Annotated in this window: 12 protein-coding genes and 1 pseudogene; 5 read left to right on the top strand and 8 right to left on the bottom strand. The window is 59.7% G+C overall.

From position 1 onward, the window contains the following. Positions 1 to 49: 49 nt before the first annotated feature. Together ACFFAR_RS01050 and ACFFAR_RS01045 are read right to left on the bottom strand one after the other, a co-directional pair. The gene (locus tag ACFFAR_RS01050) at positions 50 to 511 is read right to left on the bottom strand and encodes a GNAT family N-acetyltransferase (protein ID WP_375507408.1); all 462 of its coding nucleotides are present in this window, start codon (positions 509 to 511) and stop codon (positions 50 to 52) included. Next, complete coding sequence (locus ACFFAR_RS01045; RefSeq protein WP_174362257.1) at positions 508 to 1,221, bottom strand: GNAT family N-acetyltransferase; 714 nt, start codon at positions 1,219 to 1,221, stop codon at positions 508 to 510. The genes ACFFAR_RS01050 and ACFFAR_RS01045 overlap by 4 nt, the downstream gene beginning before the upstream one ends. A gap of 148 nt (positions 1,222 to 1,369) precedes the next feature. Between ACFFAR_RS01045 and ACFFAR_RS01040 the strand changes: the two genes are divergently transcribed. From ACFFAR_RS01040 to ACFFAR_RS01030, 3 genes and pseudogenes are all read left to right on the top strand, one after another. Continuing rightward, positions 1,370 to 2,833, top strand: coding sequence for an aminotransferase class I/II-fold pyridoxal phosphate-dependent enzyme (locus ACFFAR_RS01040; protein ID WP_174362256.1), 1,464 nt, complete (start codon positions 1,370 to 1,372; stop codon positions 2,831 to 2,833). Positions 2,834 to 2,876: 43 nt separating this feature from the next. Further along, positions 2,877 to 3,584: pseudogene (gene mnmD / locus ACFFAR_RS01035) on the top strand (tRNA (5-methylaminomethyl-2-thiouridine)(34)-methyltransferase MnmD); the annotation flags it as partial. Between the two features lie 224 nt (positions 3,585 to 3,808). Then, positions 3,809 to 7,291, top strand: a complete 3,483-nt coding sequence (locus ACFFAR_RS01030) for a response regulator (protein WP_174362254.1) — start codon at positions 3,809 to 3,811, stop codon at positions 7,289 to 7,291. A 39-nt stretch (positions 7,292 to 7,330) separates the two neighbouring features. Here the strand turns inward: ACFFAR_RS01030 and ACFFAR_RS01025 are convergent, their stop codons facing one another. Further along, positions 7,331 to 7,756, bottom strand: a complete 426-nt coding sequence (locus ACFFAR_RS01025; RefSeq protein WP_174362253.1) for a GFA family protein — start codon at positions 7,754 to 7,756, stop codon at positions 7,331 to 7,333. Between the two features lie 186 nt (positions 7,757 to 7,942). On the opposite strand from ACFFAR_RS01025, the gene ACFFAR_RS01020 reads away from it, so the two are divergent. After that, on the top strand, positions 7,943 to 9,436 hold the full coding sequence (locus ACFFAR_RS01020) for an MDR family MFS transporter (protein ID WP_062001474.1): 1,494 nt from the start codon (positions 7,943 to 7,945) through the stop codon (positions 9,434 to 9,436). A 4-nt stretch (positions 9,437 to 9,440) separates the two neighbouring features. Here ACFFAR_RS01020 and ACFFAR_RS01015 read toward each other — a convergent pair whose 3' ends face one another. Together ACFFAR_RS01015 and ACFFAR_RS01010 are read right to left on the bottom strand one after the other, a co-directional pair. Then, on the bottom strand, positions 9,441 to 10,577 hold the full coding sequence (locus ACFFAR_RS01015) for a PAS domain S-box protein (RefSeq protein WP_375507407.1): 1,137 nt from the start codon (positions 10,575 to 10,577) through the stop codon (positions 9,441 to 9,443). A gap of 74 nt (positions 10,578 to 10,651) precedes the next feature. After that, a complete protein-coding gene (locus tag ACFFAR_RS01010; protein WP_231941511.1) occupies positions 10,652 to 11,149 on the bottom strand; it encodes a hypothetical protein in 498 nt (165 codons plus the stop codon). A gap of 286 nt (positions 11,150 to 11,435) precedes the next feature. Between ACFFAR_RS01010 and ACFFAR_RS01005 the strand changes: the two genes are divergently transcribed. Next, a complete protein-coding gene (locus tag ACFFAR_RS01005) occupies positions 11,436 to 12,245 on the top strand; it encodes an AraC family ligand binding domain-containing protein (protein ID WP_174362252.1) in 810 nt (269 codons plus the stop codon). Positions 12,246 to 12,261: 16 nt separating this feature from the next. Here ACFFAR_RS01005 and ACFFAR_RS01000 read toward each other — a convergent pair whose 3' ends face one another. The 3 genes from ACFFAR_RS01000 to ACFFAR_RS00990 form a co-directional block, all read right to left on the bottom strand. Further along, positions 12,262 to 13,329, bottom strand: coding sequence for a beta-eliminating lyase-related protein (locus ACFFAR_RS01000; protein WP_174362251.1), 1,068 nt, complete (start codon positions 13,327 to 13,329; stop codon positions 12,262 to 12,264). Between the two features lie 141 nt (positions 13,330 to 13,470). Beyond that, complete coding sequence (locus ACFFAR_RS00995; protein ID WP_062001479.1) at positions 13,471 to 13,986, bottom strand: helix-turn-helix domain-containing protein; 516 nt, start codon at positions 13,984 to 13,986, stop codon at positions 13,471 to 13,473. A gap of 29 nt (positions 13,987 to 14,015) precedes the next feature. Continuing rightward, positions 14,016 to 14,645, bottom strand: a complete 630-nt coding sequence (locus tag ACFFAR_RS00990; RefSeq protein WP_174362250.1) for an isochorismatase family protein — start codon at positions 14,643 to 14,645, stop codon at positions 14,016 to 14,018. Between the last annotated feature and the right edge of the window lie 121 nt (positions 14,646 to 14,766).

Genomic DNA, 14,766 nt, shown 5'->3' with positions numbered 1-14,766 from the left:
GAAGGTAAGCGCGCAATGCCGGAGGATTCGCATTGCGCGCTTCAACCGTTCAAACCGCTTGCCGATACATCACGAAGCCGGGTTTGTCCGCAACCTTGTCGTAGAGCTTCATTGCCGTGACGTTGGTCTCGTGCGTATGCCAATAGACGCGCTCGGAGCCTGCGCCTTTCGCGCTCGCATAGACACCGTTGATCAGCTTGCGGCCCACGCCATGTCCCCTCGCATCTTCTGCCGTGAACAAATCTTGCAGATAACAAATGGAACCGAGCAGGGTCGTGCTGCGGTGATAGATGAAATGCACGAGGCCAATCAGCTTGCCGTCGCGTTCGGCGACCAACGCGTGAACCGGTTCGTCGGCATCGAAAAATCGCGCCCATGTCGCGTCCGTGATGTCCTGCGGCAACGCGGTTTCCCGGGCTCGGCCATAGAACGCGTTGTAGCCGTCCCATAGCGGTTTCCATGCGGTGTAATCGGCTTGCTCTATTGGTCGTATGCAGACTGTGTCGGTCATTTAGCGCTCTGCGGCGTTGAAAGGCGTTCGATTTGGGCGCCATCGGCATCGAAATTCTTTGGGTCGAGCCAGCGTTCGTAGCGAGTCTTCAACGCCGGCCATTCCGGGTCGATGATCGAAAACCACGCGGTGTCGCGGCTGCGTCCCTTGTAGGTCGTCGCTTGCCGGAAGATGCCTTCGAACGTGAAGCCGAAGCGCTTGGCCGCAGCGCGCGATGGTTCGTTCAGCGAGTCGCACTTCCATTCGAAGCGCCGATAGCCCAGATCGTCGAAGACATGACGCATCAGCAGGAAAATCGCTTCGGTTGCAATGCGCGTCTTCTTCAGCAACGGCGAGAACGCAATGAATCCGACCTCGATTACACCATTCACCGCGTCGATACGCATCAGCGCGAGCGTACCGAGCGCCTTGCCGCTGCCGGTATCGATCACCGTAAAGTGCAGCGGGTCCGAACTGGATGCGAGTTTTTCCAGATGCGCCTGATAAGCCTCGAGCGTGCCGAATGGCCCTGTGGCGAGATACGTCCAGTCGCGGCCATCGGCAGCCGAGTCGTAAGCCTCGGCCAGATCGTTCAGATGCGCGGCCGGATCGACGGGAACCAGACGGCAATAGCGTCCTTCGAGCGTGACGCGTGACGGCGGCTGTGCGCCTTTCCAGTTCGCGAGCGGTGCGCCAATGGGCTGTGCGAATTCATTTTGGAACGTGCTCAATCGATTCTCCGTCCAGGTAAATGGTTTTGCGATGCGGGTTCGTGTGGTTCCAGCGTCTGGTATAAGAATAAAATGCCGATGGCGCCAATGATAGACCCAATAACTCCGATTTATTTAGAGCCACGCATTTCTGACGATCCACCATTTCATGGACCTCGCTTTACTTTTTTCGTCGTTCTCACACCGACTCAATGGCCGGAAGATCACGCAGCAGCGTTTGCTTTACGAAGCGTTGCGCGATGCCATTCTAGATGGCCTGCTTCCCGCAAGCACGCGCTTGCCTGCCACGCGGGTGCTTGCGAACGAACTTCGCATTGCGCGCAACTCGGCCATGTTCGCCTACGAGCAACTCGCCGAAGAAGGTTTCCTGCACGTCACCCGGCGAGGTTCGGTCGTGGCCTCCGTCAGGGCTCAGACGCAATTGAACCCCGCGGCGAAGAAACCTCAGCCGGCGCAACTTTCGCGACGTATCGATGGATTGAGGCGCGAGCCGCAGACAAGTCCTATTGCGGTATCGTTTCGTCCGGGCTTGCCGGCCCTCGATGAATTCCCGATGACGCAATGGCGCGCGGCCATCGCCCGCGCATGGCGAAAGCTCGAAGCAACAGACCTGGGTTATGCGAACAGCGCCGGCGCACCCGAGCTCCGGCAGGCGCTGGTCGATTACCTCAAGGTTTCGCGGGGCGTGCGCTGTGATATCGACCAGGTTTTCATCACCGATGGCACGCAGACGAGCCTCGATCTTTGCGCGCGCATCCTGGCGGATGCCGGCGAGCGCGTGTGGGTCGAAGATCCTGGGTACGCCGGTGCGCGTGCGGCGTTCAAGGGGGCGAACTTGTCGCTCGTATCCATACCTGTCGATGCCGATGGCATCGCGCCCACGCCTTTACACTGGACGCAGTCACCGCCCAAACTGATCTACGTGACTCCGTCGCATCAATATCCGCTTGGAAGCGTGCTCAGCATTGAACGTCGCATGAAGATCATCGAGGACGCTCGCGCCCACGGAGCGTGGGTGATCGAGGACGACTACGACAGCGAGTTCCGTCACACCGGCTCACCGTTCGCGGCCATGCAGGGACTCGCCGGCGATACCCCTGTGATCTACCTCGGCACGTTCAGCAAGACGATGTTTCCCGCGCTGCGAATCGGCTTCATGGTCGTGCCGCCCGGGCTATCCCGCGAGTTCGCACGCACGCTCGGTGAAATATCACGGCAAGGCCGCGCCGCCGATCAACTCGCGCTTGCGGACTTCATGCGAAGCGGCGCGTACACGCGGCATTTGCGGCGCATGCGTGGACTGTATTCGCGCAGGCGCGTTGCGCTGCAGGTCGCGCTCGAACAGCACTTCGGAGATTTGCTTACAGTATCGGGCGGAGCAGGCGGCATGCACCTGACGGCTCGACTGAATTCGCCCTTGCGCGATGTGGACGTCTGTCGCGCAGCACGATCCGAAGGGTTATGGGCGGTGCCGGTCAGCGAATTCTGTCTTGCCGATACAAACATCGCAGCGTACAACGGCCTCGTGCTGGGATACGCGAGCGTGCCGCCGACCGAGGCCCATGCCGCCGTCGAAAAACTCGCACGGATCGTAAGATCGATGCTGCCTTGACGTTTATCAGCGCGTTCATCACCGCGTTTATTACCGACCATCCATGTCCGAACCGCTGATTCCCGCAACCGTTGCATTCCGCCCGAACGGCTCGCCTTATTCGCCGCTTTATGGCGACATTTATCACAGCGTCGTGGGCAGCGTTGCGCAGGCGCAATACGTTTTCTTGCGAGGCAACGGCCTTCCCGAACGATGGCAGGGCTGCCCCGATTTCACCGTGCTGGAAACCGGCTTCGGCATGGGCATCAATTTCCTGACGACGTGGGCTGCATGGCGCGCGGATCCATCGCGCGGCGGCCGTCTGCACTTCGTATCCGTGGAAAAGCATCCGTTCTCCGCCAGTGACCTCCGTCTCACGCACGCAGCCACCATAGACGATGCACCCGTCGCAGCGCTCGCACAAACGCTTGCCGACGCATGGCCCGACCTCACGCCCGGCACGCACACGCTCGCCTTCGATAACGACATCACCCTGACACTTATATTCGACGACGCGGTCACTGTCTTGCCTACGCTGCAATTTCGCGCCGATGCGTTTTATCTCGATGGTTTTGCGCCCGCCAAAAACCCGGAGCTATGGACGCCATCGGTGTTCGAGTCGCTCGGGGCGCTAGCGAACGAAGGCGCAACGTTCTCGACCTACACGAGCGCCGGCGATGTCAAACGCGCGCTGTTGCATGCCGGTTTCCAATACAAGAAGATACCGGGCTTCGGCTGGAAACGCGCAATGCTGGCCGGGAAATATTTACCGCTTTAATCGTCGCCTAAGAACCATAAATTGCCGATTTTCCGGCTATTGCTCTGAATGAAATTCACCTGAAAGGCACATCGCGTTTCATCGCCGACAGCGCGTTGCAGAAAATGTATGATCTGCGCCAGCACGCGCGGCGGCCTTGTTCCGGAAGGCGCCGCGCACCTATTACACCGGCAGAACCGCGCCCCCGATGCGCTCAATTCAATAACAGGGATAACGCAATGCCCGATCGTATTGCTGTCGATCAGAACAGCTTTCGCCGCATCATCCGACGCAACATCGCCTTGCCGCTTGGCGCGGGAATCGCCACTGCGGCCGTGTTCGTGGGCCTGCTATTCTATCTGCTGTCGGCCATGAACTGGCTCGAACATTCGGAGCGGGTGATCGGTGATGGCAACGACCTGATCAAGCTTGCGGTCGATCGTGAATCCGGCCAGCGCGGTTTCCTGCTCACTGGCGACGACAGCTTTCTTGCCCCTTACCAGCTTGGCAAGGCGAGCTTCAACGCAAAGCTCTCGACGCTCATGGACCTGATCAGCGATAACCCGCCGCAGGTCGAACGCCTGAAGCGCATCGAAGCGTTGCAAACGCAATGGGAACGCTTTGCCGAACAGACCATCGCCATGCGGCGGGCAAATCAGGACGTCGTCGGGATTCTGCGCACGGGGCGCGGCAAGCTTGAATTCGACGAGACCCGCCGCGAGTTCAAGGACTTCATGGACGTGGAGCTGAATCTGCGCTGGGAGCGCGCCGCGACCGCGAAGCAGGTCACGATCACGGCTGTCGCCATCTTCCTTGCGATCAGTTTGTCCTTGAGCGCGATGCTTGCCATCTTCGGGCGCCGCGAGTTGATGAAGCTGTCCGAGACCTACGATAACGCGCTGCAGGCACAGGCCGAACACAACGAGGTCCTGCATCAGCAGGCGTGGCTGCGAACCGGGCAGAGCCAGCTTGCAGAGAGTCTGGTCGGCCAGCAGACATTGCCGCGCCTCGGCCGCGCGATGCTCGAGTTCCTTTCGCAGTATCTTGGCGTGGTGGTCGCAGCGCTTTACGTGCGCGATGAAAGCGGCAAGCTGCGCCGCGTCGCCGCGTATGGTTTCAGCCGCGAGAACGAGGCGCGCGAACAATCCTTCGAGAACGCCGAGACGCTTGTCGGGCAAGTGGCCGAGAGCCGTCGGCTGATGGAACTCGACGATATCCCCGACAACTATCTCAAGGTCACCTCGGGCCTTGGAACCAGCCCGCCTAAAAGCGTGGTGATGACCCCCATCGACAACGACGGCGCCGTGAACGGTGTGATCGAACTCGGCTTCATGCAGACACCGTCGAAGCGTGATGTCGAGTTGCTCAAGCTGATATCGGCGAACGTAGGCGCTTCGGTGGAAGCGGCGTTGTATCGTGAACGTCTGCAGGATGTGCTCGCCGAAACGCAGCAACTTAACGAAGAGTTGCAGGTCCAGCAAGAAGAATTACGCTCCGCAAACGAAGAACTGGAAGAGCAGACCGCCGCACTTGAAGAGTCGCAATCCAACCTGAACAACCAGAAGGCCGAACTCGAAACCATCAACGAGCAGCTCACGTTCCAGGCGCTGACGCTCGATGAGAAAAACGAAGCGCTCAACAAGGCGCAGACCGAACTCGAAGCGCGCGCCGAAGACTTGCAGCGGGCGAGCCGCTACAAGTCCGAGTTCCTCGCGAACATGTCGCACGAGTTGCGCACGCCGCTGAACAGTTCGCTGATCCTCGCAAAGCTGCTGTCCGAAAACCACAAAGGCAATCTCAGCGACGAACAGGTCAAGTTCGCAAACACGATCTATTCGGCAGGCAACGACCTGCTCAACCTCATCAACGATATTCTCGATATCTCCAAGGTCGAGGCGGGCAAGCTCGAACTCGCGCCGGAAGAAGTATCGCTCGCGCGCCTGACGGAATCGTTGCAGCGGACCTTCGAACCGCTCGCGGGTCAGAAGCGGCTGACGTTCACGGTCGGTAATGAACCCGGCACGCCGTCTTCAATCTTCACCGACTCGCGGCGGCTCGAACAGATCCTGAAGAACCTGATATCGAATGCGCTGAAGTTTACCGATACCGGCGCCATCTCACTGACGTTGGGCCGCACGGGCGACGATCGTGTGCGCTTCGCGGTGAAGGATTCGGGTATCGGCATTGCGCCGGAAAACCAGGAGACGATCTTCGAAGCCTTCCGTCAGGCGGACGGCACCACGAGCCGTCGATACGGGGGCACCGGACTCGGCCTTTCCATCTCGCGCGATCTCGCGAAACTGCTGGGCGGCACTATCCACGTGACGAGCGCGCTGGGCGCGGGCAGCACCTTCGAACTCATTTTGCCGGCGCGCTGGACGGATAGCAGTGAAGTGGCGGAGAGCGCACCTGTCGTGGCGCCGCCGCGTGCGGTCCCCGTACCCGTCGTCCGTGTCGAGGCGCCGCTCGTGGAGACTGCGACCGTCGCCGTCGCCGCGTATGACGACGACCGGCACGAAGCCAATCCGGGAAAACGCTCGGTGCTGGTGATCGAAGACGACCTGGCATTCGCGAGCATCCTGTACAACCTCGCGCACGAAATGCGTTATCGCTGTCTGGTGGCGCAAACCGCGGCCGAAGCCATGCAACTCGTCGCGCAGCATCTGCCCGATGCAATCCTGCTCGATATCGGCTTGCCCGATCGTTCGGGGCTCATGGTCCTGCAACAACTGAAGGACGGGCCGCAGACCCGTCATATCCCCGTGCACGTGGTCTCCGCCAACGACAGCGGCGAGGCGGCGCTGCATCTTGGCGCTATCGGCTATGCAGTCAAGCCGACCACGCGCGACCAGCTCAAGGAAATCTTCCGCAAGCTGGAAGACAAGTTCACGCAGAAGGTCAAGCGCGTATTGCTGGTCGAAGACGATGCCCGCCAGCGCGAAAGTATCGTGCAGCTTATCGGCGATGATGACATCGACATCACCGCCGTCGAGTTCGGTGAGGAAGCGCTCGCGCTGCTGCGCACGACCATTTTCGATTGCATGATCATCGACTTGAAACTGCCGGATATGCAAGGAGGCGAGCTGCTCCAGCGCATGTCGGGCGAGAACATGTATTCGTTCCCGCCGGTGATCGTCTATACCGGACGTAACCTGACGCACGCGGAAGAAGCCGATCTGCTCAAGTACTCGCGTTCGATCATCATCAAGGGCGCGCGTTCGCCCGAGCGCTTGCTGGATGAAGTCACGTTGTTCCTGCACAAGGTGGAGACCGATCTGTCCACCGAGCGGCAAACCATGCTGAAAACCGTGCGCGGCCGTGATCGCGTGTTCGAGGGCCGCCGCATTCTTCTCGTCGATGACGACATCCGCAACATCTTTTCGCTGAGCAGCGCGCTCGAACACAAGGGCATGACGGTCGATATCGCGCGCAACGGTTTTGAAGCCATCGACAAGCTCAACGAGGTGACGGATATCGACCTGGTGCTGATGGACGTGATGATGCCCGCAATGGACGGGCTCGAAGCCACGCGCCGCATTCGTACCGATGCCCGCTTCAAGACCCTGCCGATCATCGCGATTACAGCAAAGGCGATGAAAGACGATCAGGAACAGGCGCGCGCGGCCGGGATGACGGATTATCTGGCGAAGCCGATCGATCTGGACCGGCTCTATTCGCTGTTGCGTGTCTGGTTGCCGGGGCTGGAAAGAATCCGGGCTTGACGGTCTTGAAAGAACTCTGCAGGGCCTCTGACCGTTCTTTCAATCGAACTCCTGGTATTGCGGCAATGAATCAGTGATCGTGTACCACGGCGCTTTCGATCCAACAAAAATATGCGCCGTGGGACGGATGGAGGGGCTATCCATCAGCGTGCCCATCGTCACATGAGCGAACGCGCCTTCACGCACGACGGAGTACATGAGCGAGCCGCAATGCCTGCAATGGACGTCGTGCGCGGCGCGTGGATCGCCGTGGATCAGCAGCGCGTTTTCACCTTGCACAAGCGTGAGCTTGTTCCGTTCGATGCCCGCAAACGGCTTGAAAGCCGAGCCTGTTGCGCGCCGGCAATTCGAGCAATGGCAATTCAACGCATAGACGAATTCGTCCTTCACCGCGTAGCGGACCGCGCCGCACAGGCACTTTCCGGCAAGCAAGGCACAGGCGTGAACCTCGTTCGATGAATTCATGATCGGTGGATGAAAGAGCCTCGTATGCCGCAAGTTTAGGCGTGACGCGTGTGTCTGCGCTATCCCGTCGAGCGAATATCCTTAGCAGGGTTCATACTTACGCCTGGCCGCCTTGCTGCGACCGTTTCACGCGTCGCGGCGGCAACGACCCCGCGCCGGCTCCACGTTCCCCATTACAACAACTTCATGCCCCGCAACCAGCAGACGTCGCGTCCGTTAGTCATTGCATCGGTGATGGCATCAATGGCAATGGTCGCCATTGAAGCCACCATTGTTTCCACCGCCATGCCGCAGATCGTCGCGCAACTCGGCGACCTGCATTTGTACAGTTGGGTCTTCTCGTCGTTCCTCCTGACGCAGACCGCAATGACTGTCATCTTCGGCAAGCTCGCCGATCTTTACGGCCGCAAGCCGATTGCGCTCATCGGCATTGCGATTTTCCTGATCGGGTCGGTGCTCGCCGGCTTCGCGTGGTCCATGCCCGCCATGATCGTGTTCCGCCTGATCCAGGGCGTAGGCGCAGGCGCGATCCAGCCGGTCACGCTGACCATCGTCGCGGATCTTTACCCGGCGCGCGAACGCGGCAAGGTGCAGGGGTATCTCGCCAGCGTCTGGGCTATTTCAGCGGTGGTCGGACCCATGGTCGGCGGGTTGATCATCCACGACTTCTCGTGGGCGTGGATCTTCTGGATGAACGTACCGATCGGGCTTTTATCGGCGGCGGGTTTCATCATGTTCCTGCGCGAGTCGGAACGGCATGCAAAACCGTCCATCGACTTCGCGGGCGCGGGGCTGTTCATGGTCACCATTGCTTCGTTGATGATGGCGCTGACCTACGCGGGTGACGACGATATCGCCAAGGCATCCATGGCCGGCGGCGCGTTCGTGGTGTGCCTGTTGTTCTTCCTGATGCAGGAAAAACGCGCGGCCGAACCGATGATTTCATTCGCGCTCTGGAGCCGCCGCCCGATTGCCGCGTGCAATGGCTCGACGGTACTGTCCGGCATGATCCTGATGGGTTCGACGACGTTCCTGCCCATGTACGTGCAGGGCGTGTTGCACCGTTCGCCGGTGATTGCAGGCCTCGCGCTCACCATGATGATGGTCGGCTGGCCCGCCGGCGCGACCTTTGCCGCGAAGTCGCTGCATCGCTTTGGCTTGCGGCCCATCCTGGTCGGAGGCAGCGCATTCATTCCGATCGGCGCCGTGTTCCTGCTGACATTGTCGCCGGGAAGTTCGCCGTTGATTGCCGCGTTCGGGTCGTTGATCATGGGCTTCGGCATGGGGACGTCCAGCGTCAGTTCGCTCATGCTGATCCAGGAGATCGTGGACGTCGCGCAGCGCGGCAGCGCGACGGCATCGAACCTGTTCTCGCGCAATCTGGGAAGCACGCTCGGCGCGACCTTGTTCGGCGCGGTCCTGAACTTCGGGTTGAGCCATTCAAAGGACGTGGCCGCGGTGACATCGGATCAATTGAAAGCGTTGCTGCAGAACCAGGCGGGGAGCATGGGCAGCGGGGACGCGATACGTCAGGTGCTGCACGACTCGCTGCACCTGACGTTCGTCTCGATCTTCGTGATTGCACTATTCGCGGTGGGATTCTTGTTGTTCGTGCCGAAGGTCGACATTGGCGGCGAGCGGAAGATGCCGGTGGAAGCGCTCGCGCCGCTGGAGGACTGAAGCCTCATTGCGGCTTTCGGTTGACCACGTCGAGCGGCAGCTCGACATGGATGCGAAACCCGTCGGACGGTGCGCTTTCAAAAGCAATCCGTCCTTGCAATTCATGTACGCGTTCCTGCATGCCGAGAAGTCCGAAGCTGCCCTTGCTGCGGTTCCGGTCGATCGTCGTGCCCTTGCCGTTATCCTCAATATCGAGCTGCAGGTGATCATGCGTGAGGCGCATTTCGATGCGAACCCACGTGGCTTGCGCATGACGCGTGACGTTGTTCAGCGCTTCCTGCACAAGGCGAAAAACGGCTGTCGCCGCCGTCGCTGATAAATCCAGCGGACCGGCCAGATTGTTCACCGAGATGACCAGTTGATAGCGGCCGCGAAACTCGCCTGCAAGCCATTCGATCGCGGCTTCGAGTCCCAGGTCATCGAGCATGGACGGCCGTAACCCGCCGGCTAGGCGCCGCGTGGACGCAATGATGGAATCGATCTTGTCCTGCACGAGATGCGTGCGTGGTTTTGCCAGGCGCGAGTCGTCAGTGCCATGCGATAAAACCCGATCCAGCATCGCAACATCCATTTTCAATGCGATCAGTTGCTGGCCGAGGTCGTCATGCAGTTCACGCGCGATCCGTGCCCGTTCCTCCTCCCGGGCGCTCTGCACATGCGCGGACAATGCGCGGGTGTGCTGCAAATCGATCAGCCGGAGACGGTCGGTCATGTCGCGCGTGACTTTCGCGAAGCCTTGAAGCGCGCCATCGGGCGCGCGTATTGCCGTGATCGTGACGTTTGCCCAGAATTGCGACCCGTCCTGGCGCACGCGCCAGCCTTCGTCTTCTATGCGGTCCTCGGACTCCGCAAGCGCCAGCTCGGTCTCGGGCTTGCGGATCGCGATGTCCTCGGGCGTATAGAACACGGAGAAGTGCTTCCCCACGATCTCGCCGGCCGTATAACCCTTGATACTTTGCGCGCCGCGATTCCAGCTCACCACATGCCCGAGCCGATCGAGCATGAAGATCGCATAGTCCTGGACCGCATCGACGAGCATGCGGAAGTGAACGTCGCTTATTTCAAACGGGAACGCATTGCTTGATGAGGCGTCGTTTGCCCGTCGCGAGGAAGATGGATCGTCTGGTTGGTCGACCGGCACGTGATTCTCCCGCTCGGATTGCTCGCAAAAACGTCATCACTCCCGCGCGCCGCTGGCCGCGGGAGATCAGACGGTCACTTCTTCAGGCCATCCATCAACTGAACGGTCTCGTAGTTCTGGACGAGTTTTTCCAGGCCGCGCACCACATCGGCTTCCATTTCAAGCAGCGCCTTGTCACCCTGGAATCTCGCGCGAACGGCCGGATGAAAGCGCGTATTGATGAAGTCGCTGATTTCCTCGATATGCTCGAGGGTCCCCGAATCCGGATAAAGAACCGTTTTTGGGGACGCGGCATCGTAGAAAAGATTGTGCTTCCACTTGGGCACGAAGTTCTCGGGCTTCGTATCTGTCACCAGGAACGAGCCGATCAACTGGAGCTTGCCCTTCATTGTCTTTGGGGTCAGAAACGTCCAGACCTTGCGGGGGAGACGTTCCTTCATCCCCTCCAGCTTGTCGCCGTTTGAACCCAATGTCCCGATGCGCCCTTCCTTGATGTCCGACGCATAATCTTTCCAGTAATAGAAAATATCCAAAGCTTGTGACCCGTTGTTCCTGTAGTTGCTGGTATGCACCAGTCGCAGCCGAGACTCTGCCTACGCCCGGCTGGGCATGACTGGGGCGCTTATTTGTCGTTCAAAAATCGATCACGATGGCTTTCGAGCGTCGCTCGTATTTCCCGATCATATCGCGCCGGACGAACATTCTCGAAACAGCGCTTCGTGGACGGGGTGTTGCGCGATTTTAATTTCATACGTCAATGAGCTGGCGTGCGGCAAATCCTATGCTGAATCGGTCGGAATGCCCGCTGCATGAATCGACGCTAGAATCAGGTTTCGAATCACGTGCAGCCATCGGAATATGCCAGATAGCGTCGCCTACCATCGTAGCAACTTGACTCCCGGTCTTGTGCTTGGTGAGGCGCGTCTTTCGGATTTTCGCTTCGAGCGTCATTATCATCTGGATTACCACGTGGGCATGGTGACCGAGGGGATTCAGCGGCAGCGGCATCGTGGCAATACGGAATTTCTCGCGCCCGGACGGATCTCGCTCATGCCGCCGGGCGAGATACACGATGGCGATCGGTATGGCGACGGCGCATATGTGCTCAAGACTTTTCGTTTATCGCCCGAGCTTTTTGGCGCCGTGGCCGAAGAAATCTCGGGCTCGAATGCCGAACCGACCCCTGCCGGCGCGCTCCTCGAAAACGCCGGACTGGCGGCGCGTCTGATCAACCTTCACAGCACGATGCAGGCAAGTGCCGTAGCGTCGCCGCTGGCGTTGCAATCGGAATGGCTGACGTTGTTCGACCGCCTGTTCACGCAATCGCGCGTGGTCGCGCCCCAGTCGGTCAAGGGTAGGTTGCGCGCCGAGGACTGGCATCGCGTGAAGGATTATTGCCACGCGCATCTGGCGCACAAGATCACGCTGGATGAACTCGCTGCGCTTTGTGGGTTAGAGCGATTTCATTTCCTCAAGCTGTTCAGGCAGACCGTTGGCATGACGCCGCACGCGTGGCTCGTGCGGTTGCGGCTTGAACAGGCCGCATCCATTCTGCATGCAACGTCGCGAAGCATTGCCGATGTCGCGCAGGACGTCGGTTTCTACGATCAGAGCCATTTCAACCGCGCGTTCCGGCGTGCATTCGGCGTGGCGCCATCGCGCTATTGATACGCTTCATGCGGTTTTATCCCGCAAGCCGCGCGACGTTGGCGATCAGGTTATCGACGTCTTCAGTGGTCGTCGCGAACGACGTCACGAAGCGCACCACGCCCGGTTCCCATCGGTTGTGGTAGAACACGAACCCCGCTGCCAGAAGCCCTTCAATGACCGCTGCCGGCAAGCGGCAGAAGAGAATGTTCGCTTGCGGCGCGCCGAAGATCTCCACGCCCTCCAGGTCCTTGATGCCGTCCTGAAGGCGCCGGGCGGTGTCGTTTGCCTGGCGTGCGTTGCGCAGCCATAGATCATCGGTCAGATACGCGTCCATCTGCGCCGAAAGAAAGCGCATCTTGGAGAACAGATGGCCGGCGCGCTTGCGCCGGTAACCCATCTCGGCGGCCAGTTTTTTATCGAACAAAACGATGGCTTCAGCGCATGGAACACCATTTTTTGTTGCGCCAAAAGACAGCGCGTCGACGCCTGCTTTCCATGTCATTTCCGCAGGCGTGCAGTCGAGCGAGACGAGTGCATTCGCAAAGCGCGAACCGTCCATGTGCAGGCCGATCGAGGATGCGCGGCACAGGTCGCCCAGTTCGCGGATTTCATCGAGGCTGTAGATGCTGCCCACTTCCGTAGCTTGCGTGATGCTGACGCACGAAGGCTGCGTCACGTGGACGTCGCCGACCTTGACGTTCGCGGCCTTGCGCAGGTTCTCGGGGTCGATCTTCGCGGACGGCCCGTCGACAGAAATCAGCTTCGCGCCGTTCGTATAAAACTCGGGCGCGCCGCATTCGTCATTGTTGACATGGCTCGACGGGTGGCAAAAGACGCTGCCCCAGGGCGGCGTCATGGCCGCGAGGCACAACGCGTTTGCCGTCGTTCCAGTAGGCACGAGTAACACATCCACGTCGCGCTCGAACAGTTCGGCAAGCTTGCGTTCGACGCGCGCCGTGAGCGCATCGCCGCCGTAAGGCGTTGACTGGCCCGTGTTGCAGTCCACCATGGCTTCAAGGACTTCCGGCGAAGCTCCGGCGATGTTGTCGCTCGAGAAGCCGAGGGCGGGTTCTTTGTGTGTCGATACAGCTTGCTGATTCACGAGTCGGTCCTTTCTGCGGCGGCAAGGGGTGCGCTTCAAACTCGTGAGCTTAGTGAAAACCTGATCTGTACGCTTGTATAAAATTGATCGGCGTGACCGCCGTAAATCAGTGCGGCTTTTTACGGCAGCGCGCCAGACCGCTCACGAATCGCCGCTGCGCCGTGCCGCCAGGAACGCCGCTTTCCTTTCTTCCCTTTCCGCCGCAAAGGCAGGGCTGATGGTCGCGTGGGTATCGTCGAAAGAAAACGGCTTGCTGCCTGGAGTCGGCCGCCACGATGCATCGACAACCTTCTTGCTGCGCTTATGCACCAGATGCACCGCCGGTTCCGCCTTGCCTTGCGGGTCGTCCCACTTCATTTGCCACGCACGAAGCAGGAGCAGGACTTCATCTAGATCCTTGCCTTTGGCCGTTGCGTGATACTCGTAACGCGGCGGCCGTTCGTTATACAGGCGCCGCTCGATCACGCCGTCCTTCTCGAGGCGCTTCAGTCGTGTCGACAACAAAAACGACGACATGCCCGTCTGCGCCTGGATTTCCTCGAAGCGCCGCGAGCCCATGCTCAGTTCGCGCAGAATGAGCAGGGTCCAGCGGTCACCCACCACGCTCAACGAGCGCGCGATGGGGCAGACACTTTCGCAAACCTCGTCCCAACTCATCCTTCCTCTCCGCTATCAAACAATCGGGTTCACGCAACATGCACTGGCAGCTTCGATAACAACTCGTCAGTCGTCAATATAGCGTGCGCGAACATGGGGGCGTTGGTTTGCGCCGCGACCATTCCCGCATGGCTGAATGCAGCGGTCGCGTCTTTTACGAGCGTCACATGATAGCCGAGCTCCATGCCGAAACGGCCCGTGGACTCAATACAGCTATTCGCGATCAGGCCGACAAGGATGATCTTCTGGATGCCATGCTGCTTGAGTTGCAGGTCGAGATCCGTATTGGCGAAGCCGCTTTGCGCCCAGTGTTCCTTGATGACGACATCGCCTGGTTGCGGACCGAATTCCGGATTGAACTCGCCGCCCCACGTGCCGACTTCGAACGCCTTGGTCGGCAGTCCCGCCTGCTGGAACATGTTGATGTGCTGCCAATGATCGAAGTCGCCGGGATGCGAGCGGTGATGCGGAACGATAAAAACCTGAATGCCTGCTGCCCGCACCGTGGGGATGATCTGGCGGAGATTGTCGAACATGTGCGACGCGTCGGCGGTCTCCTTGATCGCGTTGAAGAGCTTGCCGCCCTCGGTCATGAAGTCGTTGTACGGATCGACGATCAACAGCGCGGTGTCGTGTTGCTCATAGTTCGATGCAGACATGGCGGCTCCCGGAAAAGTGGAAATGGATGAATCGGGCAACGGTGACCGAATGTTACTTCAAAAAATGAAGGCACAACAAAAAAAGATGCCGTGCGATTGGCGGCGCTTGGTCGCCCGTGGC

Origin of the sequence: uncultured Caballeronia sp. (genome assembly GCF_964243625.1) — a bacterium.
Classification (GTDB): Bacteria; Pseudomonadota; Gammaproteobacteria; order Burkholderiales; family Burkholderiaceae; genus Caballeronia.
Note: the sequence above shows the minus strand (reverse complement) of the source record. Positions and strands in the feature narration are given on the sequence as shown.

Bases quoted from the DNA above. Each gene is read 5' to 3' on its own strand.
- ACFFAR_RS00990 (WP_174362250.1), bottom strand. From the start codon at position 14,645: ATGTCTGCATCGAACTATGAGCAACACGACACCGCGCTGTTGATCGTC.
- ACFFAR_RS01020 (WP_062001474.1), top strand. From the start codon at position 7,943: ATGCCCCGCAACCAGCAGACGTCGCGTCCGTTAGTCATTGCATCGGTG.
- ACFFAR_RS01005 (WP_174362252.1), top strand. From the start codon at position 11,436: ATGCCAGATAGCGTCGCCTACCATCGTAGCAACTTGACTCCCGGTCTT.
- ACFFAR_RS01050 (WP_375507408.1), bottom strand. From the start codon at position 511: ATGACCGACACAGTCTGCATACGACCAATAGAGCAAGCCGATTACACC.
- ACFFAR_RS01030 (WP_174362254.1), top strand. From the start codon at position 3,809: ATGCCCGATCGTATTGCTGTCGATCAGAACAGCTTTCGCCGCATCATC.
- ACFFAR_RS00995 (WP_062001479.1), bottom strand. From the start codon at position 13,986: ATGAGTTGGGACGAGGTTTGCGAAAGTGTCTGCCCCATCGCGCGCTCG.
- ACFFAR_RS01040 (WP_174362256.1), top strand. From the start codon at position 1,370: ATGGACCTCGCTTTACTTTTTTCGTCGTTCTCACACCGACTCAATGGC.
- ACFFAR_RS01025 (WP_174362253.1), bottom strand. From the start codon at position 7,756: ATGAATTCATCGAACGAGGTTCACGCCTGTGCCTTGCTTGCCGGAAAG.